Origin of the sequence: Desulfovibrio legallii (genome assembly GCF_900102485.1) — a bacterium.
Taxonomy (GTDB): Bacteria; Desulfobacterota; Desulfovibrionia; order Desulfovibrionales; family Desulfovibrionaceae; genus Desulfovibrio; species Desulfovibrio legallii_A.
In genome coordinates, this window is the sequence record NZ_FNBX01000017.1 from 1 (window position 1) to 24,556 (window position 24,556).

The window sequence follows — 24,556 nt, forward strand, 5'->3', positions numbered from 1 at the left end:
GACGCCATGCTCGGGGCAGTCCACTCGGGGAATCCGAGCATGCAGGAACGTCTTGAACTGGCACGTGTCCAGATGGCGCCAGACACGAGGCTCGGCATGGTCGCGGCAAGCCAGCTCTCGACCACAAGTAGGGCAAAACCAGCGAACACCAGGACCATGCTCCACGCGGATGTCTACCCGACCTTCCGCCGTGTCCAGTTCAACAGCCTCAACAAACCAGGGCTCGGTCAGCCCGAGAATCCGAAAATATAGGTCCGTATCCTTCATTGGTGCCCTCCGGGAAGGACATTAGCAGATCAGCTACCCACGGAAAACCCGGAAGAGCCAATTAAGGTGGACAGTTTCATGGTCTGCGCTGATCCACACCAAAGGCCGCGGCGCGTCTCTTCAGCGGGCCAGCAGCAGGATTGCCCCGCCCAGGGCGGGCAGCGTCACCATCGCCCCTTTGAGCAGCCAGGGCGGGGCCAGTCGGGTGCCTTTGGCCCCGATGTAGGCCCCCACGGTCTGGCCCGCCAGCACCTGCGCCAGGAGCAGCGGATCCAGATGGCCGGTGGAGAGAAAGCCCAGGCTGCCCAGGGCGGCAATGGGCAGAATAACCAGCATGGTGGTGCCCACAGTCTGGTACAGGGGCACGTCAAAAACGATCAGCAGGGTGAGCTGGATAAAGGGCGTGGCCCCCACGCCGCAGGCCCCGGAAAGAAAGCCGTTGCCCACGCCTGTGCAGGCCGTCAGGCCCCAGAAGCGTGCGCCCCGACCCAGGTTGCAGCGGTGGTGCAGGAGGGGCAGATCTGGGTGAAAAACCCGCAGATAGATAAGCAGGGCGGAAAGCAGCATGACCGCCGCGGTGATGGGCGTGAGCGCTGCGGGCGGCACCGTGGCGGAAACGCGCGCCCCGGCAAAGGCCCCCAGCGCGCCGCAGAGCCCCAGAGCCAGCCCCAGGCGTCGCCGCACGTTGCCCTCGCGGAAGTGGCTGACAGAACCTGATAAGGTGGTAAAGACCATGGAGGCCAGGGCCGTGCCCAGGGCCGTGTGCACGGGCACGTCAAAACCTACGGTCATGACCGTAATCATCAATCCTGCGCCGCCCGCGCCCACAAAGCCCAGAAGCAGCCCCAGGGCCAGCATGGCCGCAATCATTGCCATAACCACAACCTACCTGAAAAGTGATAGAAACGGAAAGCAGCCTACTACGCTTATCCCCCTTGGGGGTCCAGCAGGCGGAACCAGAAGCGGGCGCGTCTGCACCGGCTGTGCTGCCTGCCGCAGGGGCGCGCCATCCCCGGCACAGGTGGGCGGGCCGTCAGTCCTGCCTGGTCAGGTGGTAGACCTTGGGCGCCATGTACATAAGGCTCATGAGGCGGCGGGCAGGCTCATAGCGGGTGGCCACCACCACCGTACCCAGATTCCAGAGGTGGGCGTCCTCGCCTTCGCTGGCCGAGGGCGGCCCCATGCGTCGGCTGACCATGCCCACGATCTGCGCGGCGGTTTTTTTGTTGGGGGCCAGATAGTCCAGCTCCAGAAAGCCGAGGGGCGCGGGATCGCCGGGGCCGTAGCACGCGGCCAGCTGTACCGCGCCGGGGGCCACGCGCTCGGCGGCGTAGATGTCGCAGATGTGGGCGTCGTCCTCGCGCTTGGGCGTTGCGCCCGCGCGGCGCAGGGCCTCGCGCACGGCCGGGCGGTCTGTGGCGTCCAGGCGCAGGCCCAGGAGTACGGCGGCGGGCCGGGAGGGCTCTTCGGCGGCCATTTCCTCCAGGGCGCGCACGGCCCCAGGTTCGCCCTGCATGGCGGCGGCATAGAGCAGGAGCGTGGCGCGGGAACGGTTTTTGGGCACCCCCAGGCCCAGGCGGCAGAGCTGCCCCAGGCGGGAGAGCGCCTCGGTCTGCTGCTGGGCCGCCGCCCGGCTGTACCAGGCGGCTGCGGCCTTGAGATCCTTGGGCACGCCGCGCCCCAGCTCGTAGAGCATGCCCAGATTGTACTGGGCCACGGGCTGGCCCTTGCGCGCGGCCAGGTCAAACCAGCGGGCGGCCTCTTCCGGGCTGGCGGGAATGCCCCGCCCCTGCTCCAGCATGCGGCCGTAGTTGCTCATGCCGGCGGGGTCGCCGGACTTGGCCGCCTGAGCGAACCAGTGCAGGGCGCGGCCCATGTCCGGCTCCACGCCCTGGCCTTGGTCGTAGAGTACGCCCAGATTGTTCATGGCCAGGCCGTCGCCCGCGGCGGCCAGCTTTTCCCAAATGCGGCGGGCCGCGGCGTAGTCGCCCTTGGCGTAGGCCTGCACGGCTGCTTCCGCCGGGGTGGCGGGCGCGGGGCGCGTTGTCTGGTTTTCCGCCGGGGTGGCGGCGTTTTCGGCGGCAGCGGCCGTGGCGGCGGCTCCCGCGGCGGTTCCGGCCTTGGCGGCCTTGCTCCGCTTCTGGCGCGCGGCGCGCTTTTTGCCGGAAGCGGGCTTTTGCGGCGCGGTGGGGCTTTGCACCGCAACGAATCGGGGCGCGGCCGGGGCGGGCACGGCGACCTGGCGCGGCGGTTGGGCGGGCAGGGCGGCTGTGGGCACGGCCGGAGCGGGCGTGTCCCCAACATGCGGAGGCTTGGGCACGGCCGACGCAGGTGTGCGGGGCGCGGCGGCGTTGGCCGCCACAGGGGGCGTTACCGTGGGCGTCTCCACGGAGGGAACGGTTATGCTGGGCGCGGCCGCCACAGGGGGCGTCAGCAAGCCCAGGGGCAGCGTCAGGGCCAAGAGCAGGGCCAGAACGCGCGGCGCAAGCCGGAGCGGCGGGGCCGGCAGGCGGGCGGCAGAACGGTAACGCTGGGTCATGGCGCGCCCTTACTGCCGTTTGGGGCAGTTAAAGCGCATGAAATCCGCCTCGGGCCGATCCGTAAGGCGTGGGTCCGGCACCAGGGCGTGGCCGCGCCAGTCGCGGATAACGTCGTTGATCTTGCCCATATCCACAAAGGCCAGCAGGCTGGACCAGCGGTCGGCCATGTCCCGCAGAATGCGGGCGTAGGCCACCTCGCCGCCGTGGAAGCCATCCACAAATTCGCAGTCGCCGGAGGCGAAGGTGCGCGGATCCGTAAAATCCATGACGTCCACGCCGCGGGCCAGCAGGGCGTCGCGCAGGCGGAAGAGGTGGGGGTAGTCTGCCTCGCGGGCGCGCAGGGCGTCCAGCACGGTGGCCGAGAGGGGCGCAATAAAGACGTAGGTGGCGATGCCCCTGGCCTTGAGGCGGCAGTAGATTTCGGCAAAGGCGTCCAGGTGGGCCGTGCTGATGCCGCCCACGTCGCGGCTGTCCTTGAGGGGCGGGGAGGGCGCAAAGGCTTTGATGCCGTAGCGCACCTGCTTGAGCGTATCCTCAAAGCGGTAGTCGAAGGGGCGTTTCTGCCCGGTGATTTCCCCTGTGTAGTACCAGGAGCCGTCCGAACCGAAACCGTCGTCGGTCTGCTGGGCCATGATGCCGTAGCGGTCGTCCCGGAAGCCGCCCAGGGAGCGCGGCAGCACGGGCCCCAGCAGGTCGCGCCAGGAAATTTTGCCCTCCAGCAGCCAGGTCCAGGGCTTTTTGAGGCTGTCCAGATTATAGACGTAGGAGCCGCTGGTGGGGGGCTCTTCTTTGAAGGGATCGGGGTTCCACTGCGGCATGAACCACCAGAAATCCAGGCCCAGGATGACGGCCTCGGGCCGGTGCAGGCGCAGCATGGCGTCCAATGTGGAGCGCAGCACGGGCAGATTGCCCGCCGTGCCGCCTACGTTGAGGAAGGACTTGCGGAAGTAGGCCCCCCGGAACTGCATGACCCGTGAGGAACCCAGGGCCACCACTTCCGGCTTCACGGCCGCGTAGAGCTGGAGCTTGTAGTCCACAAAATCCTGGGAGACGCCCGAACCGAACAGGGCAAAGCGCCCGGAGGCCTGGCTTTTGACGGCGCGTTCCACGGCCAGGTCGCCGCTGCTGTGCAGCCACCAGCAGGTATAGGGCACGATGATCAGGCAGGCGGCCAGGATCAGCCCCAGCAGAATGGCGAAAAAGCGGCGGAGAAAGGCGGCCTCGGTAAGTATTTTCATGGTTGGTCGCCCCTAGAATTGAAAGTAGAGGAAGGTGGCCTTGCGCGAAACCAGGATCAGCGCCGCAAAGGCCAGCACCGCCAGACCCGTGGCCCAGCCGGCGGTGGGCCGCCAGGCCGGACGGGGCAGGGAGCCATCACGGCGGCCGTGGAGCATTTCTCCGGTGTTGGGGAAGGCCCAGACCAGCACAAAGCAGAGGGCGATGAGGGCCAGGGGCTGCCAGCCCTGAAAGTAGTTGTTGGGCAGCCAGCGCGCCGTCAGGGCCGCCAGCCCCGTAAGGCCGGAGAGGTCCGGATCCAGCCCGGCCGCGACGCGGGTAAAGGGGCCGCGGAACATGGCGCTGCAGACGCGCCAGGCCCCTTCGATGCTCGTGGCGCGAAAGACCACCCAGCAGAGGTTGAGGCAGAAAAAGGTGAGGACAATGCAGCAGAGCCGCAAGGGCGGCGCGGCCATGATGCGCTCCAGGGGACGGCCCTTGATGCGGGCGCGGAAGAAGTGGTTGACGCTGAGCATGGCCCCGTGCAGCGCGCCCCAGATAATGAAAGTCCAGCCCGCGCCGTGCCAGGCTCCGCCGATGAGCATGGTCAGAAAGAGGTTGCGGTATTGTTTGAGCTTGCCGTGGCGGTTGCCGCCCAGCGGGATGTAGAGAAAATCGCGCAGCCACGCGCCCAGGGTGATGTGCCAGCGCCGCCAGAAATCCACAATGCCCGTGGATTTGTAGGGCGAATCAAAGTTTTCCGGCAGGCGCAGGCCCAGCATGAGGCCCAGGCCCAAGGCCATGTCCGTGTAGCCGGAAAAGTCGAAATAAAGCTGAAAGGAGTAGCAGAACGAGCCCAGCCAGGCTTCGGCCCCGCTCAAGGGAAAACCCTTTTCCGCCGCATTGAACACAGCGTCGGCCCAGAGGGCCAGGGTATCGGCCAGCAGAACTTTTTTGGCCAGCCCGATGGCAAACAGGCTGAAGCCCCTGGCCAGTCCTTCCGGGGTGGAGCCGTGCAGGGCGTCCAGCTGTGGGCCCAGCTGCTCATAGCGCACGATGGGCCCGGAAATGACGTAAGGAAAGCAGGAGGAAAACAGCAGGTGCCGCCCCAGACCGGCGGGCTGCACCTGGCCCCGGTAAACGCTTACCAGCCAGGCGATCTGGATGAAGGTGTAGAAGGAGATGCCCAGCGGCAGGCCCGGCGGCGTGAACTGCAGCTGCACATGCAGCAAGGCCGCAAGATTATGGGCCAAAAAGCCCGAATACTTGAACCAGAGCAGAGGCAGCAGGTTGCAGATCAGGGCCGTGACCAGCAGGGCCCGGCGGCTGAGGCGGCAGCGCGGGCAGGCGGCGGGCCCCTCGCCCGCGGGGCAGGCCGCAGCGCCTTCCGGCGTTTGCGCAGCCCCGGCGGGATCCGGCGCAAGCGCCTGGGCAAACATGTAGTTCATGCCCAGAATGGCCGCCAGAAGCACCAGAAAGGGCAGGCCCCAGAGCCCGTAAAAGACGACGGAAAAGAGCAGCAGCACCAGCCCCAGGCGGGCCGGGGCGTAGGCGGCCGCAAGCCGCCAGGAAAGCAGCAGCAGCGGCAGAAAAAGCAGCAGAAAGCTGTAGGAATTGAATAGCATGCGCGTCTCCCGTCAAAGGTCTGGCGGCCAGAGGCCGGTGCAGGGGCAGCGGCGGGCCGCCGCTGGGAATCGTGCCCCCTTCCGCGCGGATATGCAAGCCTTGAGCATATGCGGAAGGGCGGCGCACAACCGCGCGCCGCCTGTCCGGCCCGCTTCAGCCCGCCGCGAAAGCGCAGGCAGCCCCACGCACGCAGCAAACGCGCAACGCCCCGGAGCGGAACGCCGCTCCGGGTACGCTGTCGCGCCTGCGTGGGTACGCAGGGAGAGACGCGCAACGCTTCAAGGCAGGAACGGGGCGGCAGGGCCGCCGCGCCGCAGCCGCAACGTCAGGCGTTGATCTCCGCGCGGAATTTGCGGGAAAGGCGAAAGACCATAACCTTGCGCGGTGGCAGGGTTATGGTTTCGTCGGTTTTGGGATTGCGCCCTTTGCGGGAGGCTTTGTCATAGCACTCGAATTTGCCGAAGCCGCTGATGAGCAGGGCGCGATCCTTCTTGATGGCGGTTTTCATAATGTCCAGCAGCTTCTCAACCACGTTTTTTACGTCAACGCGGTTTTTGTCCGTTTCTTCGTAAATGGCCTCCACGATGTCCGCTTTGGTCAGGGTTTTTTTCATAGGGGATCCTCCGGCGCGGAGCGCGCGGGTTGGGCTGTCCGGAACAGCCGCCTTGCCGTGAAAACACGGCTTGCCCCGGACTGCTTCACATGAACGGAGCTTTTGTATAAAATACACACAACATCAAGGTAGATCAAGGTTTTTCTTTATGAAAAGCGGCGTATTGGCCGGATCCTTCGCAGGAATGGCGTCGCGTGGATGATTTCCTATATTTAGTAAGGGATGTGTTGATGGCTTGCCTTCCGCATCTGCGGCGTCGTCCCTGGCGGCGGGTATGAACAAGCCCCTCGCCCCAGGGGCACGGCCTTCTCCTCCGGCCCCCGCGGCCCCTCCGGCCTGGCGTCGCGTCCTGCCCTGGCCTGGCCGCGGGCCCAGGCCGGAGGCCCCCGTATTCCCCCTGTTTTTGCCCTTTCAGGGCTGCCCCGTGCGCTGCGTGTTCTGCGCGCAGGACGTGCAGACCGGGCATTGCCCGTCATCCGACCCTCTGGCCGAGGCCAGGGCCGTGCTGCACACGGCGGAGACGGCCCTGGCCGCCCGTGCGGCCAGGGGCCTGCCCCCGGTAGAGCTGGCCTTTTACGGCGGCACGTTTACGGCTTTGCCGCAGGCAGCCTACCAGGCATGCCTGCACTGGGTCGGCGCCGTTATGGCGCGGGGCTGGGCCACGGCCTTTCGCTGCTCCACCAGGCCCGACAGGGTGGATGCCGCTGGGCTGGCCGCCCTGCGCGCCGCGGGCTGCCGGTCTGTGGAGCTGGGGGTGCAGAGCTTTGCCGATGCGGCCCTGGCGATGGCGCGGCGGGGCTATACGGGGCGGCAGGCGCTGGCGGCCTGCGCCCTGGTGCGGGAAGCGGGCCTGGGCCTCACCGTGCAGTTGCTGCCGGGCATGCCCGGTCACAGCCCTGCGGATTTTGCAGCCGATGTGGCGCAAAGCCTTGCGGCGGGGGCGGCAGCGCTGCGCTTTTACCCCTGCCTGGTGCTGCGCGGCACGGCCCTGGCCGCCATGTGGCAGGCCGGGCTCTATCGGCCCTGGCCGCTGGAGGTCACCCTGGAGGCTCTGGCCGCGGCCTGGCTGCGGGCCAGGCGCGCCGGGGCGTCTGTCATCCGCATGGGGCTCGCCCAGGAGCAGGGTCTGGAGGCGGCAGTGCTGGACGGCCCCCGCCATCCCGCCCTGGGGGCGCGCGTGCAGGCCCGCGCCTTGTTCCTGGCCGTGGAGCGGGCCTTGCGGGATGCGGGTTGCGGCGGCGAGGTTTTTGCGCTGGAAGCTCCCAAGGCCTGCCAGGGCTGTTTCTGGGGGCACAAGGGCGAGCTGCGTCCGGCCTGGGATGCCCTGGGGCTGCGCAGCCTGCGTTTTGCGCCCAGGGAGGGGCTGCTGCTGGAAGGCTTGCCGTAAAGGACGCGGGCCCGGCGCGGCGCTCCGGTCTGCCGAACCCGTAGGGCAGATTGCCCCTATGCATGTGCGTTTTCAAAGGTTACGACACGCTTGCTCCGGCGCTTAACAGCGCAAATAAAGTGCGCTTGCGCCTGCGCGGCGGGCGTCTGCTCACGCAGCCGCCAGGGCATTTCAAAGTTGCAATGCCCCAAAAAGAGAGGCGGCCGCCGGAAGGTCCGGCGGCCGAGAGAGGGAGGATGTTCCGATGGTTAGAGGTTCTGTTCAAAGGAGGAGGTTTTGAGGAGGGAATCCGCAACGCCCTCAATGGGGGCGGAGAGCATCACGGAAATTTGTGTTTTATATGTGTACCGCCCGTCGACGGATTGACTGGGTTAGGCTGCTGTCAGCTGCCGGGACGGAGGTGGATGATGTGCTCCTTATGGGGTCTTACCGGTTTTGCATTGCCGTAACCCTTGCTTTCTGTTTAGCAATCGACGTGCCAATATTATTTTTTTCAATTAATATCAGTATGTTAATTGGATATTGTCAGGGTGGGGCGGCTGCGGGGCGCGCGAGGCTGTATATTTTTTTTACAGCCTGCGCTTCTGGCTGGATAATTTTTATACAGGTGTGCAGAAGTTGCCCGGTCGGACGGCAGCAGCGGCAAATACGGCCTTTCAACTTTGCAATGCCCTGGCGTCTGCGCTGTCAGACGCCCGCCGTGCAGGGGTAAGGGGAATGTATTTGCGCTGTTAAGCGCCGAGACGAGCGTGCCGTAACCTTTGAGAATGCCTGTTCTCAACGGTAATCTGCTCTAAGAGAGGGGGGCTGCGGCCCCTATGAGGGGCAAGCGGCTACGGTTTGCGCAAGGGCGGCAGGCCGGAGACTTCCATGGCGCAGCCGTGGCTTAAGGGCGCGCCCAAGGCCACGCCGGCCTGGCTGCGCATGTCCGCATCGGCGCGCAGCAGCAGGGCGCGCAGTTCGTCGCGCAGGTGTTGCAGGTCGCGTCCCAGGCGGGGCAGGGTGTCCGGCGGGGTTTCCAGATCGTAGCGCAATTGGGCGAGCTCGTTTTTTTTCAGCAGGATACGTTGGCGGAGGGCCTGAACCTGGGGCAGGTAGTGGTCCACCACCTGTTGGGCGGCGGCGCGCTGCATGGGGGGGAGGCCCTCCAGCCACGAGCTGAGGCCCGTCACGGCGGGTTCCTGCCACGGGGTCATAACGGCCACGGCGTGCAGATTCTGCCGGTTTGTGGCGGCGTCCGGCAGGTACAGGGTAGCGAGCACGCAGAGGGCAAAACAGGCTTTCAGCATACCTGGCCTTCATCGGAAAGGTGTATGTCTTGCCGGGCGCGCGGTCGGCAAGGCGCGACGCCGCAGCGTTGGTCGGCACAACTCTGCGTAGAAGTCATGCAAAAAATGGGCCATTTTTGTTCCAGCCTGCGGCTAAATGTCGTGGCGGCTGCGTGGGCAGCCGCGCACCGTACAGGCGTAAGCGCAATGTATTTGCGGCTGGTAAGCGCTGCAGCGAGCGTGTCGCGAACGTTGCGCAGGCCTGCTCTTAAAGGTAGGCTGCTCCAGGGGGCAGGGCTCTGTGCCGGCGGCCGCCCCTGGCGGATGACAAGGGAGGCCGTGTAAGGCTATACTGCAGCCCATGTGCAGCGTCAAAGAGCCCTCACCGACGGCAGGCGGCCCTGGCGAAAATCCCCCCGCCTTCGCGCGGCGCGGCCGCGCGCCCGTGGTGCTGTTGCTCAGCGCCGCCGCCGTGGTTTTGACCCTGATGATCGGCCTGCTGACCTTCCTTTCGCTGGAGCGCAGCGAGGCGGGCATGGCGCGTCTTCTGGCCGAGAAGGGTTCCTCCCTGATTATGGCTTTTGAGAATATACTGCGTTCGGGCCTGCGCAGCGAGGTGGGCGTGCGCCTGCAGGCCCTGCTGGAAGAAATGGCCGACAGCCCCGGCATTGACTTCGTAGCCGTGACCATGCCGGACGGCACCATTGTGGCCCACAGCGACAGAACCCGGCTGGGCGAAATTCTGCAGGCCGACGGGGCGGAGATGGACGTGGCGCATCTGCGCGCGCTCCACGCCGACGGCCAGGCCCGCTGGCGGGTCATGAACCTGGAGGGCCAGCGGGTTTTTGCGGTCTATCGGCGGTTTTCGCCGGGGCTGACGAATACGGCCGACGCGCAGGCCCTGCCCATCATTTTTCTGGGGCTGGACATTTCGCCCTTTGAAATGACCCGCAGCCAGAACCGGGGCTATATCGCCATGCTGGCGGCCGTTACGCTGCTGGTGGGGCTGGCCTGTCTGCTGGCCCTGTACTACGCCGAGCGGGCGCGGGAGTCGCGCCTGGGGCAGCGCCGGGCCGAAGGCGAGGTGCGGCGGCTGGAAGAAGAAGTCCGCCGTAAGGAAAAGCTGGCCGCCATAGGCAATCTGGCCGCGGGCGTGGCCCATGAGATCCGCAATCCTCTGAGCTCCATCAAAGGCTACGCCACCTATTTCGGCCAGCGCTTCCCTGCGGGCAGTGAGGACCGCGAGGCCGCCAGGGTGATGGTCAGCGAGGTGGACAGGCTCAATCGGGTCATCATGGACCTCATCGGCCTTTCCCGGCCCAGCGACGTCTGCCCCCGCCCCGCCGATCTGGAGACCGTGGTGGAGCACGTCACGCAGCTCATCCGGCAGGATGCGGAAAAACGCGGCGTGAAGATTGTCTGCCGTAAAGCCCCGCGCGTGCCCCCGGCTCTGGTGGACCCTGAGCGCATGGGCCAGGCCCTGCTCAACCTCTGCCTCAACGCGCTGGACGCCATGCCCGGGGGCGGCGTGCTTACCCTGGCCGTGGGCCGGAGCCGGCAGCGGGTCTGCCTTATGGTGCGGGATACGGGCAAGGGCATTGTGCCCCGGCAATTGCCGCATATTTTTGACCCTTACTTTACCACCAAGGGGCAGGGCACGGGCCTGGGGCTTGCCATGGTGCATAAGATTGTGGAGGCCCACGGCGGCGAGATCAGCGTGAGCTCGCGCATGGCGCTGGAAGGCAGGCGGGGGGAAACCATTTTCCGCATCTGGCTGCCCTGCGCGCCGCAGGAGCCGCCCTCCTTTGTGGAGCGCCGCCGCAGGCGGCGGATCTGAGCGCTGCAGAAGGCTTCCCCCTTTTGCAGCGCCATATTGCGTTAACGCCCTGGCGGCTGCGCCGCCCGCGCGGCGGAGCGCCGGAAGGCGCGCTGTAAACGCGCAGCGTCGGCCTATCCTTAGAGCAGATTAACTTTGAGAACAGGCATGCTCAAAGTTTACGGCACGCTCGTTTCGGCGCTTAACAGCGCAAATAAATTGCGCTTACACCTCAACAGCGGGCGTCTGCTCACGCAGCCGCCAGGGCATTTCAACTTTGAAATGCCCTTAAGCTGCTCTGCGCGAGGAGACAGGCATTGAGCAACAGCATTCTTGTGGTGGATGACGATCAGGCCCATCGGGGCATGCTCCGCACCATGCTCCGGTCCTGGGGCTACGCCGTAAGTGAGGCGGCGGACGGCGACGCGGCCGTGGCCCAGGTGCGGGAGCGGGCCTTTGACGCCGTGCTTACGGACGTGCGCATGGCCCGCCTGGACGGCATCCACACCCTGAAGTCCATTCTGGAGTACAATCCGGCCCTGCCGGTGGTGCTCATGACGGCCTATTCCTCCGTGGAAACCGCCGTGGAGGCCCTGCGCCTGGGGGCCTACGACTATCTGGCCAAACCCCTGGATTTTGAGGCCCTGCGGCATACCCTGCAGCAGGCCATTGAGCATTCCCGCCTGAGCGTGGAAAACCGCGAGCTGCGCCGTCAGCTGAGCGACGCCGCGGCCCGGCCCGGCATTCTGGGCCGCAGCCCGGCCATGCTGGCCATGCAGGAGACCATCGCCACAGTGGCCCCCTCCGAGGCCACCGTGCTCATCACCGGCGAATCGGGCACGGGCAAGGAGCTGGTGGCCCGCGCGCTGCACAGCGGCAGCGCCAGGGCGGACAAACCCCTGGTGACGGTAAACTGCGCGGCCCTGGCCGAAAACCTGCTGGAATCGGAGCTCTTCGGCCATGAAAAAGGCTCCTTTACCGGGGCGGAGCGCCGCCGCGAGGGGCGTTTTGTGCAGGCCAACGGGGGCACCCTGTTTCTGGACGAAATCGGCGAGATGCCCCTTCCTCTGCAGGCCAAGCTGCTGCGCGCCCTGCAGGAGGGCGAGGTGCAGCGGGTGGGCTCCGACGCGCCGCTCACCGTGGACGTGCGCGTGCTGGCCGCCACCAACCGCGACCTGCGGGAGGAGGTGGCCCGTCGGCGTTTCCGCGAGGATCTCTACTTCCGGCTCAACGTCATCAGTCTGGAGGTGCCCCCCCTGCGGGAGAGGGGCGAGGATATCCCCGTGCTGGCCGCCCATTTTCTGGAGCGCTTTGCCGGGCGCAACCGCAAGAGCCTCCGCGGCTTCTCCCCCCAGGCCATGGACAGCCTGCTGCGCTATTCCTGGCCCGGCAACGTGCGCGAGCTGGAAAACGCCGTGGAGCGCGCCGTCATCCTCTGCAACGGCGATCTGGTAACCCGGCGCGAGCTGCCCGCGGCCGTCATGGAGGCCGCCCCGGCGGAGGAGCCCTCTTCCGCCGCCGTCCAGGGCGTCCTGGCCGGGCTTCCCCTGGACGAGGTGGAGCGCCGGGCCATTGAAGAGACCCTGCGCTGCGCCGGAGACAACAAAAGCGAAGCCGCCCGGCAGCTGGGCATCACCCGCGCCACCCTGCACAACAAGCTGCGCAAATACGGCCTGGAATAAGAAGGAACTCCATGAGCGAAGAAAAAAAAGCCCCTCCGGCCCCGGAAACGGCGCAGTGGGACCGGCTGGCGGATCTGTGTCACGAACTGGGCATGCTGCGGCGCACGCCGCGATCGGGCTTCGCCTTTCTGGGCAGCGGCGGGGAGAGCGTGGCCGAGCATTCCTACCGGGTGAGCGCCCTGGGCTATGTGCTGGCGCGCCTGGCCGGGGCCGACCCCGCGCGGGTAACGCTGCTCTGCCTGTTCCACGATCTGCACGAGGCCCGCACGGGCGATCTTAATTATGTGAACCACCGCTATGCGCGGATTGAGCCGCGCCGTGCCCTGGAAGACTGCCTGGCGGGCACGGGCCTGGAAGAAGCCCTGCTGCCCCTCTGGGACGAGCTGGAGGCCCGGCGCAGCCCCGAAGCCGTGCTGGCCCATGATGCGGACCAGCTGGACCTTATCTGCAGCCTCAAAGAAGAGCAGGACAAAGGCAACGCCTTTGCGGCGGACTGGCTTGAAAGCGCCCTGCGGCGGCTTGCCAGCTCCGAGGCCCGGCAGCTGGCAAAAGCCGTGCTGCGCGCGGACCACAACCGCTGGTGGTACGGTGGGGTGGACAAGGATTGGTGGGTGCGGCGCGGGCGCTGAGCCCGCGCCCATGCCGGAACCCGCGCAACCTGCGGCTTCGCCGCGGCCCCTCTATGCCACTACCGTGCCCAGGGGGGCGTCGTCCAGCAGGTAGCGCCGCAGGCTGGAAGGCGCGCGGCCGTCCAGGATGAGGGCGCGCTGGCAGCCGGCGTCCAGGGCGTCCAGGCAGGCCTGCACCTTGGGGATCATGCCGCCGCTGATGACGCCCGCCTGCTGCAGGGCCTCGATTTCCCGCCGGTTCAGGCTGGGGATAAGGCGGCCCTGAGCGTCCAGAACGCCGGGCACATCCGAAATCAGCACAAAGTACTCCGCCTTGAGCGCGCCGGCCAGCGCGCCGGCCGCCGTATCGGCATTGATGTTCAGGGCCTGACCATCGGGGCCGTTGGCCAGGGGGGCCACCACAGGCACAAAGCCGCCCGCCAGCAGGCAGCGCACCAGGGCCGGATCCACCGCCTCCACCGTGCCCACCAGGCCCAGTTCAGGCCGGCGCACCCGCGCCCGCATGAGCCCGCCGTCCCGGCCGGAAACGCCCACGGCGCGCACACCGTGGGCCGCCAGCTCGCTGACCACAGCCTTGTTCACCTGCCCGCAGAGGACCATTTCCACCGCTTCCAGCGTGGCGGGATCGGTAACGCGCAGGCCGTCCACAAACCGGCTTTCTATGTGCAGGCGGTCCAGCAGGGCGGAAATCTGCGGGCCGCCGCCGTGCACCAGGGCAAAATCCATGCCCTGGACGGCAAGTTGCGCCAGGTCTGCGGCAAAGGCCGCCTGCAGATCCGGCTGGGTCATGGCGTGTCCGCCGTACTTGATGACCACTGAAGCTGTGTGCATATGTTTTCTCCATTTTTGCCAGTCCTGCCTAGCACTCCCGGCCCTGCAAGGCAAGAGCCGCGCGTGGCGGCGGGGCGTCGGCTGCGTGACGACCTGGCGTCGGCCCGATTGTGCTGCGGGGAAAAAGAAGGTATAAAGGAATCTTCCATCGCAGAGGAGCATGACGGATGGCCGAAGACGGCGGGCAGGGATGGCAGGGGGACAGCGCCTGGATGCGCGAGGCCCTTACGGCCGCCAATGTGGGATTGTGGGTTATTGAGCTCGATACCCGCACGGAAGCCCTGCGCCTGCACGCCGACGCCGTGACGCAGCTTCTGCTGGGCGTGGAGGAGGGCCTTGCCCCGGAAGACTGCGCCCGTTTCTGGCTGGAGCGGGTGGACAGCCGCTACCGGGCCTCCGTGGAGGCGACCCTGACCGACGTGCGGCGCGATACGCGCATGCACGAAGTCCGGTATCCCTACAACCACCCCCGCTGGGGCGTGGTGCATGTGCGCTGCGGCGGAAGGCGCATTTCCGCGGACGACGATTCTCTGGTGCGCGTTACCGGCTACCACCAGGATATGAGCGAGCTGCATTCCGCGCACCAGGCCCTGCGCGAAAGCCTGCTGCGGCTTTCTCTGGCCTGCCGGCTGGGCTGGCTGGGGGTGTTTGAAATGCGCTACGCCCGCGGCCGGGTGGAATGCACGGGTAACGACGTCTTTTACGAGCAGTTCGGCCTGCGTGAAAACGCCGGGCCCGACGATCGCCTGGCCGCCATTACCGAACGCATCCTGCCGGAAGACAGGGCCGCCTGGCGCACGCTCTGCAACCACGACAAATGGCTGCCCGGCCGCCAGACGCATCTGCAGCTGCGGGTGGTGCACCCCCGCCGGGGCCTGTGCTGGTTCGCCCTGGTCTATGAAGTGACGGGCGGCAAGGGCGGCCCCCGCGTTACCGGCTATGTGAGCGACGAAACCGAGCAGCGCCAGAACGAAAGGGTGCTCCGCGAGGCCAAGGAAAGCGCCGAGGCCGCCAACGCCGCCAAGAGCATCTTTCTTGCCAACATGAGCCACGAAATCCGCACCCCCATGAACGGCATCATGGGCATGGCGCACCTGGTGCTCAATACAGAGCTTACCCCCCAGCAGCGCGATTATGTGGAAAAAATCCACGTTACCTGCGATTCCCTGCTGCACATCATCAACGATCTGCTGGATTTTTCAAAAATTGAAGCCAACCGGCTGGAGCTGGAAAAGCAGCCCTTCCAGCCCGCGCGTGAGCTGGAGGCCGTTATGGCCCTGCTGCGGCCGCGCGCCACGGGCGGCGTAAGCCTGGAAAGCAGCCTGGATCCGCGCCTGCCCGCCTTCCTCTCCGGCGACGCCCTGCGCCTCCGTCAAATCCTGCTCAACCTGGGCGGCAATGCCGTCAAGTTTTCCCAGCAGGGCACGGTGCGCATTGTCATGGAATTTTTGCGGCAGCGGGACGGCCTGGCCTGGGTGGCCTGCACCGTGAGCGACGAGGGCATCGGCATGAGCCAGGAGGAACTCTCCCGCATTTTTACGCCCTTTATGCAGGCGGATACCTCCATTACCCGCCGCTTCGGCGGCACGGGCCTGGGCCTGGCCCTCTGCCGCCGCCTTGCGGACCTTATGGGCGGCGTCATCAGCGTGCAGAGCGAGCTGGGCAAGGGCAGCGTCTTCCGGGTGGAGCTGCCCTTCGGCCTGTGCGGCGAGGGCGCGGCACAGCCCGCGGCCCTGGAGGACGACGCCGGAACCGCAGCGGACCTCGCGCGCCTCAAGGGCCTTTGCGTCCTGGTGGCCGAAGACGGCGACATCAACCGGGAAATTCTGGAGGTGCTGCTCTCCGGCATGGGCGCAACCTGCCTTGCGGCGGTCAACGGCCAGGAAGCCGTGGACCTGTGGCAGACCCGGCATGCGGGCATCGACCTTATCCTTATGGACGTGCAGATGCCCCTTATGGACGGCTACACGGCCACCAGGCGCATTCGTGAAAGCGGCCTGCCCCGCGCCGAGGAAGTGCCCATAGTGGCCCTGACGGCCTACGCCATGCGCGGCGACGCGGAACGCAGCCGGGCGGCGGGCATGAACGCCCACCTCACCAAGCCCCTCAAAGTGCGCGACCTGACCCGCGCCCTGGTCCGTTATGCGCCGCCCGCCCCCCAGCCGCCGCACCCGGCCCCCGCCGCCGCCCCGGAAGAAGGCGGCCAGGCTTGACACGGGCGGCGGCCTGTGCCTACTTCGCCTGACCGGACGCCTGCCGCGTCCCCCGCAGAAACTATTTTTTAAGGCCAGACGTCCGTGCCGTGCGGGGAGGCTCCCCGCACGGCGCGGTCGTTGCGTCCGCGCAAATTCATGGAGAATTTGCCCCACTTAGCAGCAAGGATAGCGTCATGACCCAAGTGGTAACCCGATTCGCCCCCAGCCCCACGGGACATTTGCACATCGGCGGCGCGCGCACCGCCATTTTCTGCTGGCTGCTGGCCCGTCACTGCGGCGGGCGGTTTCACCTGCGCATTGAGGATACGGACCTCCTGCGCTCCAGGCAGGAATATACCGACTCCATCCTGGCCTCCATGCGCTGGCTGGGCCTGGACTGGGACGGCGAACCCGTTTACCAGACCAACCGCACAGGGCTCTACAACAGCTATGTGGACAAACTGCTGGAAACCGGCCACGCCTACTGGTGCTCCTGCACGCCCGAAGAGGTGGAAGCCATGCGCGAGGAAGCCCGCCAGGCCGGGCGCAAGCCCCGCTACAACGGCCGCTGCCGCACCCGCGACCTCGGCCCCGGCGAGGGCCGTTGCGTGCGCCTTAAGGCCCCGCTCAGCGGCAAGGTGGTGTTTGACGACATGGTTAAGGGCCGCATTGCCGTGGACGTGAGCGAGCTGGACGATATGGTCATCCGCCGGGCGGACGGCATGCCTACCTACAACATGGCCGTGGTGGTGGACGACCACAGCATGGGCATCACCCACGTCATCCGCGGCGACGACCACGTTTCCAACACCCCGCGCCAGATCCTTATCTATGAAGCCCTGGGCCTGCCTGTGCCGCACTTCGGCCATGTGCCCATGATCCTCGGCCCGGACCGGCAGAAGCTCTCCAAACGCCACGGCGCGCGCGCCGTGATTGAGTACAAACAGGACGGCCTGCTGCCCCAGGCCCTGGTCAACTACCTGGTGCGCCTGGGCTGGTCCCACGGCGACCAGGAGCTCTTTACCAGGGAAGAGCTCATAGCGTTCTTTGACGGCACAAATCTCAATCCCGCCGCCGCCGCCTTCGACCCCGCCAAGCTGGAATGGTGCAACGCCCACTTCATGCGCGCCATGCCCCTGGACGAGCTGGCGCGCCTTACCGCGCCCTTCGCGGCCGAGGCCGGCCTGGGCGATCTGCCTCAGGAACGCCTGGAACCCCTCTGCCGGATGTTCCGCGAGCGGGCCAACAACCTCAAGGCCCTGGCCCAGAGCTTCCGCCCCCTGGTCCTGCCCGCCGCCCAGCTGGAATACGCGGAAAAAGACGCCGCCAAGCATTTTACAGAGGCGGGCAAGGCCCACCTGCGCGCCCTGGCCCCCATCTTTGCCGCCTGCGAACCCTTCTCCGCCGAAAATCTGGAGGCCGCCCTCAACGCCTATGTGGCCGACAACGGCCTCAAATTCAAAGCCGTGGCCCCGCCCCTGCGCACCGCCCTCATGGGGTTTATGGGCGGCTCCCACCTCAACGAAATTATGGCCTTTCTGGGGAAGGAGGAAACCCTCGCCCGCCTGGAACGCGCCATGGGCACGACGCTTTAGGGCATTGCAACGTTGCAATGCCCTGACGGCTGCGTGAGCAGCCGCCCGCTGTGGAGGCGTAAGCGCAATTTATTTGCGCTGTTAAGCGCTGAAACGAGCGTGTCGTAAACTTTGAGAATGCCTGTTCTCAAAGTGAATCTGCTCTAGAGCCTCCTGAATCCTCTGCAGCCCGCGGGCAGCCGCCCGCCGTCACGGCGCGGGCACGGCCTTGCGCCGAGCCTGTCGCACAAAAAAAGAGCAGGGCGCGGATCCAAAAGATCCGCGCCCTGCTGCGTCAGCAGGCCTCAGGCCGGCTTACGGCATTTCAACTTTGCAATACCCTGGCGGCTGCGTGAACAGCCGCCCGCCGTGCAGGCGCAAGCGCAATTTATTTGCGCTGTTAAGCGCCGGAACCAGCGTGTCGTAATCTTTGAGAATGCCTGTTCTCAAAAGAACTGGCCCATGCTGAATTCAAAGCGGCCCGATTCGCGCTCCTTATCATAATCCTGCACCAGCGGGATGCCGTAGGCGATGCGCAGATCCCCCATGGGCGAACGCCAGCGCAGCTCCAGGCCCGTGGAGCAGACGATGTATTTGTCCAGGTCGTTGCCCATGGTTTTGCTGTCGATGTTGAAGCCCGTGTCGAAGAAGGGCACCAGGGCCAGGCCCAGATCCTTCTGGAAGGTCCAGATGTATTCCACGTTGCCCACGCCCATGCGGTCGCCGCCGATCTGCTCACCCTGGTACTTGTAGTCCCGGGGCGAGATGTCGGAGTACGAATAGCCGCGGATGGTGTCCATGCCGCCCACCCAGAAGCGCTCAAATACCGGCACCTTGTCGTTGGTATTCTGGAAGACGCCGCCCAGCCTGCCGCGCACGTGGATGGTGTTCTGCGGGTTAAAGGACCAGAAGCCCTGCCAATCGGCCACAGCCTTGACAAAGTTATCCGTGCCGCCCAGGCCGCCGCCGCCGTATTCGGCCCAGAGCCGGGCGATGGTGCCCTTGGTGGGGCGTTCCTTGTTGTCCGTGGTGTCTCGCAGAATGCGGCCCGAAATGGCGCTGGTCCAGTTGATGCCCTTGTAGTCGCTGATGTAGGGCGAGGCGTTGTCGTCCACGTCATAGAGCTCATACCGCTCCAGGCGGTAGGAGAGGCCCACGGAAGTGTATTCGCCGATGGGATAGGCCAGGCGCACGGTATCGCCGATGGTGTCCTTGGTGAAGTCGTCCCAGTAGTCGTGGGTGTAGTAAATGTCGTTGCCGACGGAGAGATCCGTATCATACAGGCGCGGGTTGGTGAAGGAGAGCACGCCTGAAGTGCGCCGCCAGGAGAAGAAGCCCTGGAGCTGCAGCATGTAGCCGCGGCCGAAGAGGTTACGCTCCATAATGGAGGCGGAAACGCCCACATCATAGTAGCTGGAGTAGCCGATGCCGCCCATGATGGCCCCGGTGTTGGACTCTTTGACCCGCACCTTGAGGTCCACCTCGTCCTCCTTTTCCGTGGGGATGAGGTCCATATCCACGGCGGAGAAATAGCGCAGGCGGTTCAGGCGCTCGTTGGAGCGGCGCAGCTTGACCCCTTCGTACATGTCGCCGTCGCCCAGGCGCATTTCGCGCAGGATGACGTTATCGCGGGTTTTGGTGTTGCCTTCCACCATCACCCGGCGGATGAAGACCTTCTGCTTCTTGTTGACCACATAGCCCACGTCCACCTGATCGCTGCCGTCGTCCGCCTTGATGAGCCTGGTGTCCACCTCGGCAAAGGCGTAGCCGTAGTCGGCGTAGTAGTCCGTAAGGCGCTTGGAGTCCTCCTGCATGACCGTCAGGGAGAAATATTTGTTGGATTTTCGCCAGTCGTCCATTTTGACGACTTTGAGCATCTTGTCTTCGCTGTCGATGACGTCGCCGGCAAAGACCACGTTGCGCACCGTGTAGCGCGGGCCTTCATGCACAGTAAAGGTGATGTGGATGCCGTCGTCCTTGTATTCCACCGTGGGCGCGCCCACCTGAATGTCGATATACCCTTCGTTGAGACCAAAGGCGGCAATGGCGTTGGTGTCGCGCTCCAGGTATTCTTCCTTCAGTACGCCGGTGCCCGTAAGCCAGGAGAAAATGCCCCGCGGCTTCAGCGCCATGTATTTGTCCAGATCGCCGCGGTCCAGCTTGTCCAGGCCCTCAATCTTCACTTCTTTGATGTAGAGCTTGTGCCCTTCGTCCACGGTGAGGATAAGCACGGCCCCCCGGCCGCTCTTGCGATCTTCCAGGCGGTAGTTGACCTTGGCCAGGTAGTAGCCTTCCTTGCGGTAGAGCTCCGTTACCTTCTGCAGGTCGTCGGAAAGCACCTGCTCGTTGAGCACGCTCCCCGGTTTGGTGCCCATGGCGGCCAGCACGTCATCCTGGTCGATGTCCTTGGAGCCCTCCACCACAATATTGTCGATGCGGGGCTTTTCCACCACGGTGAAGACCAGCACGTTGCCTTCCATGGAGGCCTGCACGTCGCTGAAATAGCCCATATCCCAGATGCGCTTCACTTCTTCGTTGATGGCGTTGGCGTCCGGGGTGTCGCCCTTGCGGATGGTCAGGCGCATGAGCACTGTGTCCGGATCCATGACGTTCATGCCGCGCACCTGCACGTCGGCAATGCCGCCCTTGGCGGCCGTGGGCGTGCTCATGGGCACCAGGTCCGGCCCGTTATCGGCGGGCGCGGCGGCTGCGGCGGGCGTTGCCTCCGCCCCGGCCCCGGTAAGCTGGGCGGCGCGGGCGGCCAGGCTGGCCGCGCATTCGTCCAGGGCCAGCAGGCTGTTGCGCTCAAAAGCCGCGGGCACGGCTGCGCTGTTAAGGGGCACCAGGCGCGTGTCCATGCTGAAGCCGTTGCCCAGCTGGTTGAAGTTGCCGTAAACCACCAGCGTGGCCCCGGCCTCGCGGCCCAGGGCGCGGGCCGTAGCCAGATCAATGGTCTCGCCGCTTTTGCGCTGCAGCTGGGCGGCCGCGGCCAGGGGCACCACCTTCATGCCGCGCTGCTGCAGCTGGTTGGCAATGGTCTGGGGCACATGGTTGGCGGCGTCGGGCATGTCCGGCCCGGCATTGACCTGAAAGGGCAGCACCAGCACCAGGGGCGGCTCGGCCGCGTCCGCCGCCGTGGGCGGAAGCCCGGCGCAGGCCAGCAAAGCGAGGCAGAAGAAGGCAAGAAGCTCAGGCAAACGTTTTTTCATACAGATTCCCCGCTTTCAGTTCCAGGATTCTGCCCATACCCGCGGCCAGTTCCCGATTGTGGGTCACCACCACCAGGGTCATGCCCAGTTCGCGGTTGAGTTCGTTCATAAGGGATCCCACCTGCGCCCCGGTGGTTTCGTCCAGGTTGCCGGTGGGTTCGTCGGCCAGCAGCACGCGCGGGCGCAGCAACACAGCGCGGGCCAGGGCCACGCGCTGCCGTTCGCCGCCGGAGAGGGTGGCGATTTTGCTTTCCAGGCGCGCAGCCAGGCCCACGCGCTCCAGCATGGCGCGGGCCTGCGGCAGCACCTCGCTGCGCGGCCGGCCGCCGATGATGGCCGGCATGGCGACGTTTTCCAGAGCGGAAAACTCCGGCAGCAGATGGTGAAACTGGAAGACGAAGCCCAGCGTCCGGTTGCGGAAGGCCGCCTTTTGATCCGGGTTCATGCGGGCCATATCTTCGCCGTGGAAGTATACCGCACCCGTCGTGGGGGAATCAAGGGCCCCCATCAGGTGCAGCAGGGTGCTTTTGCCCGAACCGGAGGCCCCCACAATGGCCAGGGTGGCGCCTTCGTCCACCGTCAGGTTGATATCTTTGAGGATTTCCAGATCGCCGCCGGGCGCGGCAAAGGTTTTGCCCACCTGAGAAAAAGTATAGAGCGCGCCCATGCTATTCGTACCGCAAGGCTTCGGCAGGTTCCAGGCGGGCGGCCTGGCGTGCCGGGTAGAGGGTGGCCAGAAAGCAGAGCAGCATGGCGCTGGCGCCGATGACGAGCACGTCCGTAAGGCTGATGCTGATGGGCAGGTGGTCCAGGGTATAGACGTTTTCCGGCAGCTTGATGAACTGGTAGCGCTTGAGCAGCCAGCCCAGGCTGAGGCCCATGGCGTAGCCCAGCAGGGTGCCGATGGCCCCGATGATGCTGCCCTGGAGCATGAAGATGCGCCGAATCATGCCGCGCGTGGCCCCCATGGACATCATGATGGCGATATCCCTGGTTTTTTCCATCACCAGCATAACCAGGGTGGTGACGATGGAGAAGGAGCCGATGAGCACCACCATGGCCAGCAGGATGAACATGCCGATTTTTTCCAGCTTCAGGGCGGCAAAAAGGTTGGCGTTCATCTCCATCCAGGAGCGGGCGTAGAAGGGCGAGCCCAGCTCCGTGCCTATCCGCGCGGCAATTTTATCCGCCGCAAAAAGATCCGCTACGGTGATCTCCACCCCGGAGAGGTAGCCTTCCGGCAGGCCCAGCACATCGCGCGCGGCGGCCAGGCTTACAAAGGCCAGGGAAGAATCATACTCAAACATGCCGGTTTTGAAGATGCCCGCCACGGCAAAAGGGCGGATGCGCGGGGCATAGCCTGAAGCCGTTTTCTGCCCTGAAGGAGAAAGTAGGTTGACCCTGCTGCCCAGGCCCAGGCCCAGGCGCTTGGCCAGCTCATCCCCCACAATAATGCCGGGCGCGCCTTCTTTTTGCAGGTCGCTCACCGCGCCCGCGCGCATCTGGCGCAGCATGGAGAGCACCGAAGGCGCGCTCTGCGGGTCAATGCCGCGCAGTACAATGCCCTTGACCCCGCTCGCGCCGGAAAGCATCACTTCCGTATAAATAAAAGGCGTGGCCCCGGTGACGCCCTCCACGGCGCGCACGCGCTTCACCACGTCCGGGGCGTTTTCAAAGGCCGAAGGCACATAGGAGAGCACAATGGCGTGGGCGTTGGCCCCCAGAATTTTGTCGCGCATGTCCGTGGTCAGGCCGTTGTACACGCCCAGCACCACCACCAGCGCGCCCACCCCCAAGGCCACGCCCAGAATGGACATGACCGAGATGACCGAGATGAAGGTCTGCTTGCGCCGGGAAAAGAGGTAGCGCAGGGCTACAAAGAGTTCGAACCGCATTGGCGGCATATTGTCCCAGCTTGCGCTTATATTCAAGATTTTTTTTAGAGGGGCGGCGCGGGCGGCTTTTGCCCCCTGGCGGCGTCAACGGGGTTCCGCCGGCGCGGGCGGAGCAGAACGCCGCGCCGCGCCCGCAGGTTTGTTTGCCCTGCGGCGCGGCGATTCTTTTTTTATGGCGTTTGGGCCGCCTCCGGCGGGGGGCGCAGTGCGAAGCGCGTTTGGCTTCCCAGGCACTTCACTTGGCTGTGCTGTGGGTCGGGGAAACAGCCGGCAGCGACAAAGGGCAAGGGTGGAAGGGCTGGACCGTACCCAGACCGCAGGTTTGCTTGCCCCTGCGGGCATGGCAGTTCATTTTTTTATGGCGTTTGGGCCGCCTCCGGCGGGGGGCGCAGTGCGAAGCGCGTCTGGCTTCCCAGGCACTTCACTTGGCTGTGCTGTGGGTCGGGGAAACAGCCGGCAGCGACAAAGGGCAAGGGTGGAAGGGCTGGACCGTACCCAGACCGCAGGTTTGCTTGCCCCTGCGGGCATGGCAGTTCATTTTTTTATGGCGTTTGGGCCGCCTCCGGCGGGGGGCGCAGTGCGAAGCGCGTCCGGCTTCCCAGGCACTTCACTTGGCGGTGCTGTGGGTCGGGGAAACAGACGGCAGCGACAAAGGGCAAGGGCGGAAAGGCTTGGACCGTACCCAGACCGCAGGTTTGCTTGCCCTGCGGGCATGGCAGTTCATTTTTTTATGGCGTTTGGGCCGCCTCCGGCGGGGGCATGGGGCCAAGGGCGGGGCTGCGCCCCCCCTTAGGCCCCCTACAACCCCCATAACCCCCCGCTGTTCAGGGCAGCCCGGCTATGGGCGGCGCGGCTGGGGTGCGCCGCTGCGCGACGGCGCCCCTTATGCCGCGCTCAACTTTCGGGAAAAGGCCGCCGAGACTCTGGAAAGCCGCGTGCAACTGTCAGGAAAGGTCGCCGCAATTCTGGAGGGCCGCGCGCATGGCAGTTATGTAAAAACCGCTTGTTCAGGGTACGCCCGGCGCGCTGCCTGAGGGGAGAAAAGTTTTTTGAAGGGGATGGGGGTGTAGGGGGAAGGGGGGACTTTTGTTCACAAAAGTCCCCCCTTCCCCCTACAAAAATCTTTTTTACAACGCCGCGGCGATGCGGGCGCGGGCCTGACGGTCCAGGACGCGTTGGTTGGAGCTGCCGCGGAAGCGGAGCTCCAGGTCGCGCAGTTCTTCTATGTAGGGGCCGTCGATGAGGATGTCGGTAAGGTCCAGGAGGCGGGCGGTCCAGGGGTCTGCGGCGGCGCGGCGGCAGAGTTCTTCAAAGGTGTAGCCGGTGAAGGCGACTACGGTTTTGCCCAGGGCGCGGACGCCTTGGGCCACGGGGCAGAGGGCCGCGGCCTGGCAGAAGGGCTCGCCGCCGGAGAGGGTGACGCCGGCCAGGAGGGGATTCTGGCGCACCTGATTGAGGACGGCTTCCGCGGTGAAGAGGAAGCCGCCCTCAAAGCTGTGCGTCTGCGGGTTGTGGCAGCCTTTGCAGTGGTGCGGGCAACCCTGGGTGAAGAGCACGTAGCGCAGCCCCGGCCCATCCACTATGGATTCCTCCACAATGCCGGAGAGGCGCAGGGGCTGCGGCGTGTTGGGTTCAGGCATGTTTGACGCGGTCGCGTTCTTCGGCGCGTTTGGCGTTGTTGAAGCGGTCGAGGGTGCCCACGAGGTAGCCGGTGATGCGGCGGGTGCGTTCAAAGCCCAGGCCCTGGCCTACGAGTTTCTGGGCGGGTTTCACTTCCTCAAACAGGCGGGATTTCATCAGCATATTTTT

At 65.7% G+C, this 24,556-nt stretch carries 19 protein-coding genes; 6 read left to right on the forward strand and 13 right to left on the reverse strand.

All coding sequences use genetic code 11. The annotated features are described in order from the left end of the window. The 6 genes from BLS55_RS09635 to BLS55_RS09660 form a co-directional block, all read right to left on the reverse strand. Positions 1-267 (reverse strand): transposase family protein (locus BLS55_RS09635; protein ID WP_143339500.1); only part of this gene is annotated, 267 nt, incomplete at its 3' end. Positions 268-387: 120 nt separating this feature from the next. Continuing rightward, positions 388-1,143, reverse strand: coding sequence for a sulfite exporter TauE/SafE family protein (locus tag BLS55_RS09640; RefSeq protein WP_092154682.1), 756 nt, complete (start codon positions 1,141-1,143; stop codon positions 388-390). A 157-nt stretch (positions 1,144-1,300) separates the two neighbouring features. Continuing rightward, a complete protein-coding gene (locus BLS55_RS09645) occupies positions 1,301-2,806 on the reverse strand; it encodes a tetratricopeptide repeat protein (protein ID WP_092154684.1) in 1,506 nt (501 codons plus the stop codon). 9 nt (positions 2,807-2,815) lie between these two features. Continuing rightward, a complete protein-coding gene (locus tag BLS55_RS09650) occupies positions 2,816-4,045 on the reverse strand; it encodes a hypothetical protein (RefSeq protein WP_092154686.1) in 1,230 nt (409 codons plus the stop codon). A 12-nt stretch (positions 4,046-4,057) separates the two neighbouring features. Continuing rightward, positions 4,058-5,647 carry an MBOAT family O-acyltransferase gene (locus BLS55_RS09655; protein WP_092154688.1) on the reverse strand — a complete coding sequence of 530 codons (1,590 nt, stop codon included), beginning with the start codon at positions 5,645-5,647 and terminating at the stop codon, positions 4,058-4,060. A 326-nt stretch (positions 5,648-5,973) separates the two neighbouring features. Then, positions 5,974-6,261 (reverse strand): integration host factor subunit alpha, encoded by a 288-nt coding sequence (locus BLS55_RS09660; protein ID WP_092154690.1) that lies wholly within the window; start codon positions 6,259-6,261, stop codon positions 5,974-5,976. A 274-nt stretch (positions 6,262-6,535) separates the two neighbouring features. Between BLS55_RS09660 and BLS55_RS09665 the strand changes: the two genes are divergently transcribed. Continuing rightward, positions 6,536-7,648, forward strand: a complete 1,113-nt coding sequence (locus BLS55_RS09665) for a radical SAM protein (RefSeq protein ID WP_092154692.1) — start codon at positions 6,536-6,538, stop codon at positions 7,646-7,648. 833 nt (positions 7,649-8,481) lie between these two features. On the opposite strand, the gene BLS55_RS09670 is transcribed toward BLS55_RS09665, so the two are convergent. Next, on the reverse strand, positions 8,482-8,937 hold the full coding sequence (locus BLS55_RS09670; protein ID WP_092154694.1) for a hypothetical protein: 456 nt from the start codon (positions 8,935-8,937) through the stop codon (positions 8,482-8,484). 340 nt (positions 8,938-9,277) lie between these two features. On the opposite strand from BLS55_RS09670, the gene zraS reads away from it, so the two are divergent. The 3 genes from zraS (at position 9,278) to BLS55_RS09685 (ending at position 13,043) form a co-directional block, all read left to right on the forward strand. Next, positions 9,278-10,753, forward strand: coding sequence for a two-component system sensor histidine kinase ZraS (zraS, locus tag BLS55_RS09675; RefSeq protein ID WP_092154696.1), 1,476 nt, complete (start codon positions 9,278-9,280; stop codon positions 10,751-10,753). A gap of 296 nt (positions 10,754-11,049) precedes the next feature. Beyond that, positions 11,050-12,414 (forward strand): sigma-54-dependent transcriptional regulator, encoded by a 1,365-nt coding sequence (locus BLS55_RS09680; protein ID WP_092154698.1) that lies wholly within the window; start codon positions 11,050-11,052, stop codon positions 12,412-12,414. Positions 12,415-12,425: 11 nt separating this feature from the next. Beyond that, positions 12,426-13,043 carry an HD domain-containing protein gene (locus BLS55_RS09685; protein WP_257243205.1) on the forward strand — a complete coding sequence of 206 codons (618 nt, stop codon included), beginning with the start codon at positions 12,426-12,428 and terminating at the stop codon, positions 13,041-13,043. 51 nt (positions 13,044-13,094) lie between these two features. Here BLS55_RS09685 and argB read toward each other — a convergent pair whose 3' ends face one another. Then, positions 13,095-13,874, reverse strand: a complete 780-nt coding sequence (gene argB, locus BLS55_RS09690) for an acetylglutamate kinase (RefSeq protein WP_092154700.1) — start codon at positions 13,872-13,874, stop codon at positions 13,095-13,097. A gap of 167 nt (positions 13,875-14,041) precedes the next feature. Between argB and BLS55_RS09695 the strand changes: the two genes are divergently transcribed. Both BLS55_RS09695 and gltX read left to right on the forward strand, forming a co-directional pair. After that, a complete protein-coding gene (locus BLS55_RS09695; RefSeq protein ID WP_092154702.1) occupies positions 14,042-16,087 on the forward strand; it encodes an ATP-binding protein in 2,046 nt (681 codons plus the stop codon). Positions 16,088-16,263: 176 nt separating this feature from the next. Next, positions 16,264-17,664 (forward strand): glutamate--tRNA ligase, encoded by a 1,401-nt coding sequence (gltX, locus tag BLS55_RS09700; RefSeq protein ID WP_092154704.1) that lies wholly within the window; start codon positions 16,264-16,266, stop codon positions 17,662-17,664. Between the two features lie 425 nt (positions 17,665-18,089). On the opposite strand, the gene bamA is transcribed toward gltX, so the two are convergent. The 5 genes from bamA to nrdD form a co-directional block, all read right to left on the reverse strand. Beyond that, on the reverse strand, positions 18,090-20,852 hold the full coding sequence (gene bamA / locus BLS55_RS09705) for an outer membrane protein assembly factor BamA (RefSeq protein ID WP_092154706.1): 2,763 nt from the start codon (positions 20,850-20,852) through the stop codon (positions 18,090-18,092). Continuing rightward, positions 20,833-21,519 carry an ABC transporter ATP-binding protein gene (locus BLS55_RS09710; protein WP_092154708.1) on the reverse strand — a complete coding sequence of 229 codons (687 nt, stop codon included), beginning with the start codon at positions 21,517-21,519 and terminating at the stop codon, positions 20,833-20,835. Before BLS55_RS09710 ends, bamA begins: the two co-directional genes overlap by 20 nt. A 1-nt stretch (position 21,520) precedes the next feature. Next, positions 21,521-22,747 carry a lipoprotein-releasing ABC transporter permease subunit gene (locus BLS55_RS09715; RefSeq protein WP_180365444.1) on the reverse strand — a complete coding sequence of 409 codons (1,227 nt, stop codon included), beginning with the start codon at positions 22,745-22,747 and terminating at the stop codon, positions 21,521-21,523. 1,127 nt (positions 22,748-23,874) lie between these two features. Beyond that, positions 23,875-24,387 carry an anaerobic ribonucleoside-triphosphate reductase activating protein gene (gene nrdG, locus BLS55_RS09720; RefSeq protein ID WP_092154712.1) on the reverse strand — a complete coding sequence of 171 codons (513 nt, stop codon included), beginning with the start codon at positions 24,385-24,387 and terminating at the stop codon, positions 23,875-23,877. Then, positions 24,380-24,550: an anaerobic ribonucleoside-triphosphate reductase gene (nrdD, locus tag BLS55_RS11935; RefSeq protein WP_118230048.1), complete on the reverse strand. Its 171-nt coding sequence runs from the start codon at positions 24,548-24,550 to the stop codon at positions 24,380-24,382. Before nrdD ends, nrdG begins: the two co-directional genes overlap by 8 nt. Positions 24,551-24,556 lie beyond the last annotated feature (6 nt).

Excerpts from the sequence above, each read along its gene's own strand:
- BLS55_RS09640 (WP_092154682.1), bottom strand. The coding sequence starts at position 1,143 with ATGGCAATGATTGCGGCCATGCTGGCCCTGGGGCTGCTTCTGGGCTTT.
- BLS55_RS09645 (WP_092154684.1), bottom strand. The coding sequence starts at position 2,806 with ATGACCCAGCGTTACCGTTCTGCCGCCCGCCTGCCGGCCCCGCCGCTC.
- BLS55_RS09650 (WP_092154686.1), bottom strand. The coding sequence starts at position 4,045 with ATGAAAATACTTACCGAGGCCGCCTTTCTCCGCCGCTTTTTCGCCATT.
- BLS55_RS09655 (WP_092154688.1), bottom strand. The coding sequence starts at position 5,647 with ATGCTATTCAATTCCTACAGCTTTCTGCTGCTTTTTCTGCCGCTGCTG.
- BLS55_RS09660 (WP_092154690.1), bottom strand. The coding sequence starts at position 6,261 with ATGAAAAAAACCCTGACCAAAGCGGACATCGTGGAGGCCATTTACGAA.
- BLS55_RS09665 (WP_092154692.1), top strand. The coding sequence starts at position 6,536 with ATGAACAAGCCCCTCGCCCCAGGGGCACGGCCTTCTCCTCCGGCCCCC.
- BLS55_RS09670 (WP_092154694.1), bottom strand. The coding sequence starts at position 8,937 with ATGCTGAAAGCCTGTTTTGCCCTCTGCGTGCTCGCTACCCTGTACCTG.
- zraS (WP_092154696.1), top strand. The coding sequence starts at position 9,278 with ATGTGCAGCGTCAAAGAGCCCTCACCGACGGCAGGCGGCCCTGGCGAA.
- BLS55_RS09685 (WP_257243205.1), top strand. The coding sequence starts at position 12,426 with ATGAGCGAAGAAAAAAAAGCCCCTCCGGCCCCGGAAACGGCGCAGTGG.
- argB (WP_092154700.1), bottom strand. The coding sequence starts at position 13,874 with ATGCACACAGCTTCAGTGGTCATCAAGTACGGCGGACACGCCATGACC.
- BLS55_RS09695 (WP_092154702.1), top strand. The coding sequence starts at position 14,042 with ATGGCCGAAGACGGCGGGCAGGGATGGCAGGGGGACAGCGCCTGGATG.
- gltX (WP_092154704.1), top strand. The coding sequence starts at position 16,264 with ATGACCCAAGTGGTAACCCGATTCGCCCCCAGCCCCACGGGACATTTG.
- bamA (WP_092154706.1), bottom strand. The coding sequence starts at position 20,852 with ATGAAAAAACGTTTGCCTGAGCTTCTTGCCTTCTTCTGCCTCGCTTTG.
- BLS55_RS09710 (WP_092154708.1), bottom strand. The coding sequence starts at position 21,519 with ATGGGCGCGCTCTATACTTTTTCTCAGGTGGGCAAAACCTTTGCCGCG.
- BLS55_RS09715 (WP_180365444.1), bottom strand. The coding sequence starts at position 22,747 with ATGCGGTTCGAACTCTTTGTAGCCCTGCGCTACCTCTTTTCCCGGCGC.
- nrdG (WP_092154712.1), bottom strand. The coding sequence starts at position 24,387 with ATGCCTGAACCCAACACGCCGCAGCCCCTGCGCCTCTCCGGCATTGTG.
- nrdD (WP_118230048.1), bottom strand. The coding sequence starts at position 24,550 with ATGCTGATGAAATCCCGCCTGTTTGAGGAAGTGAAACCCGCCCAGAAA.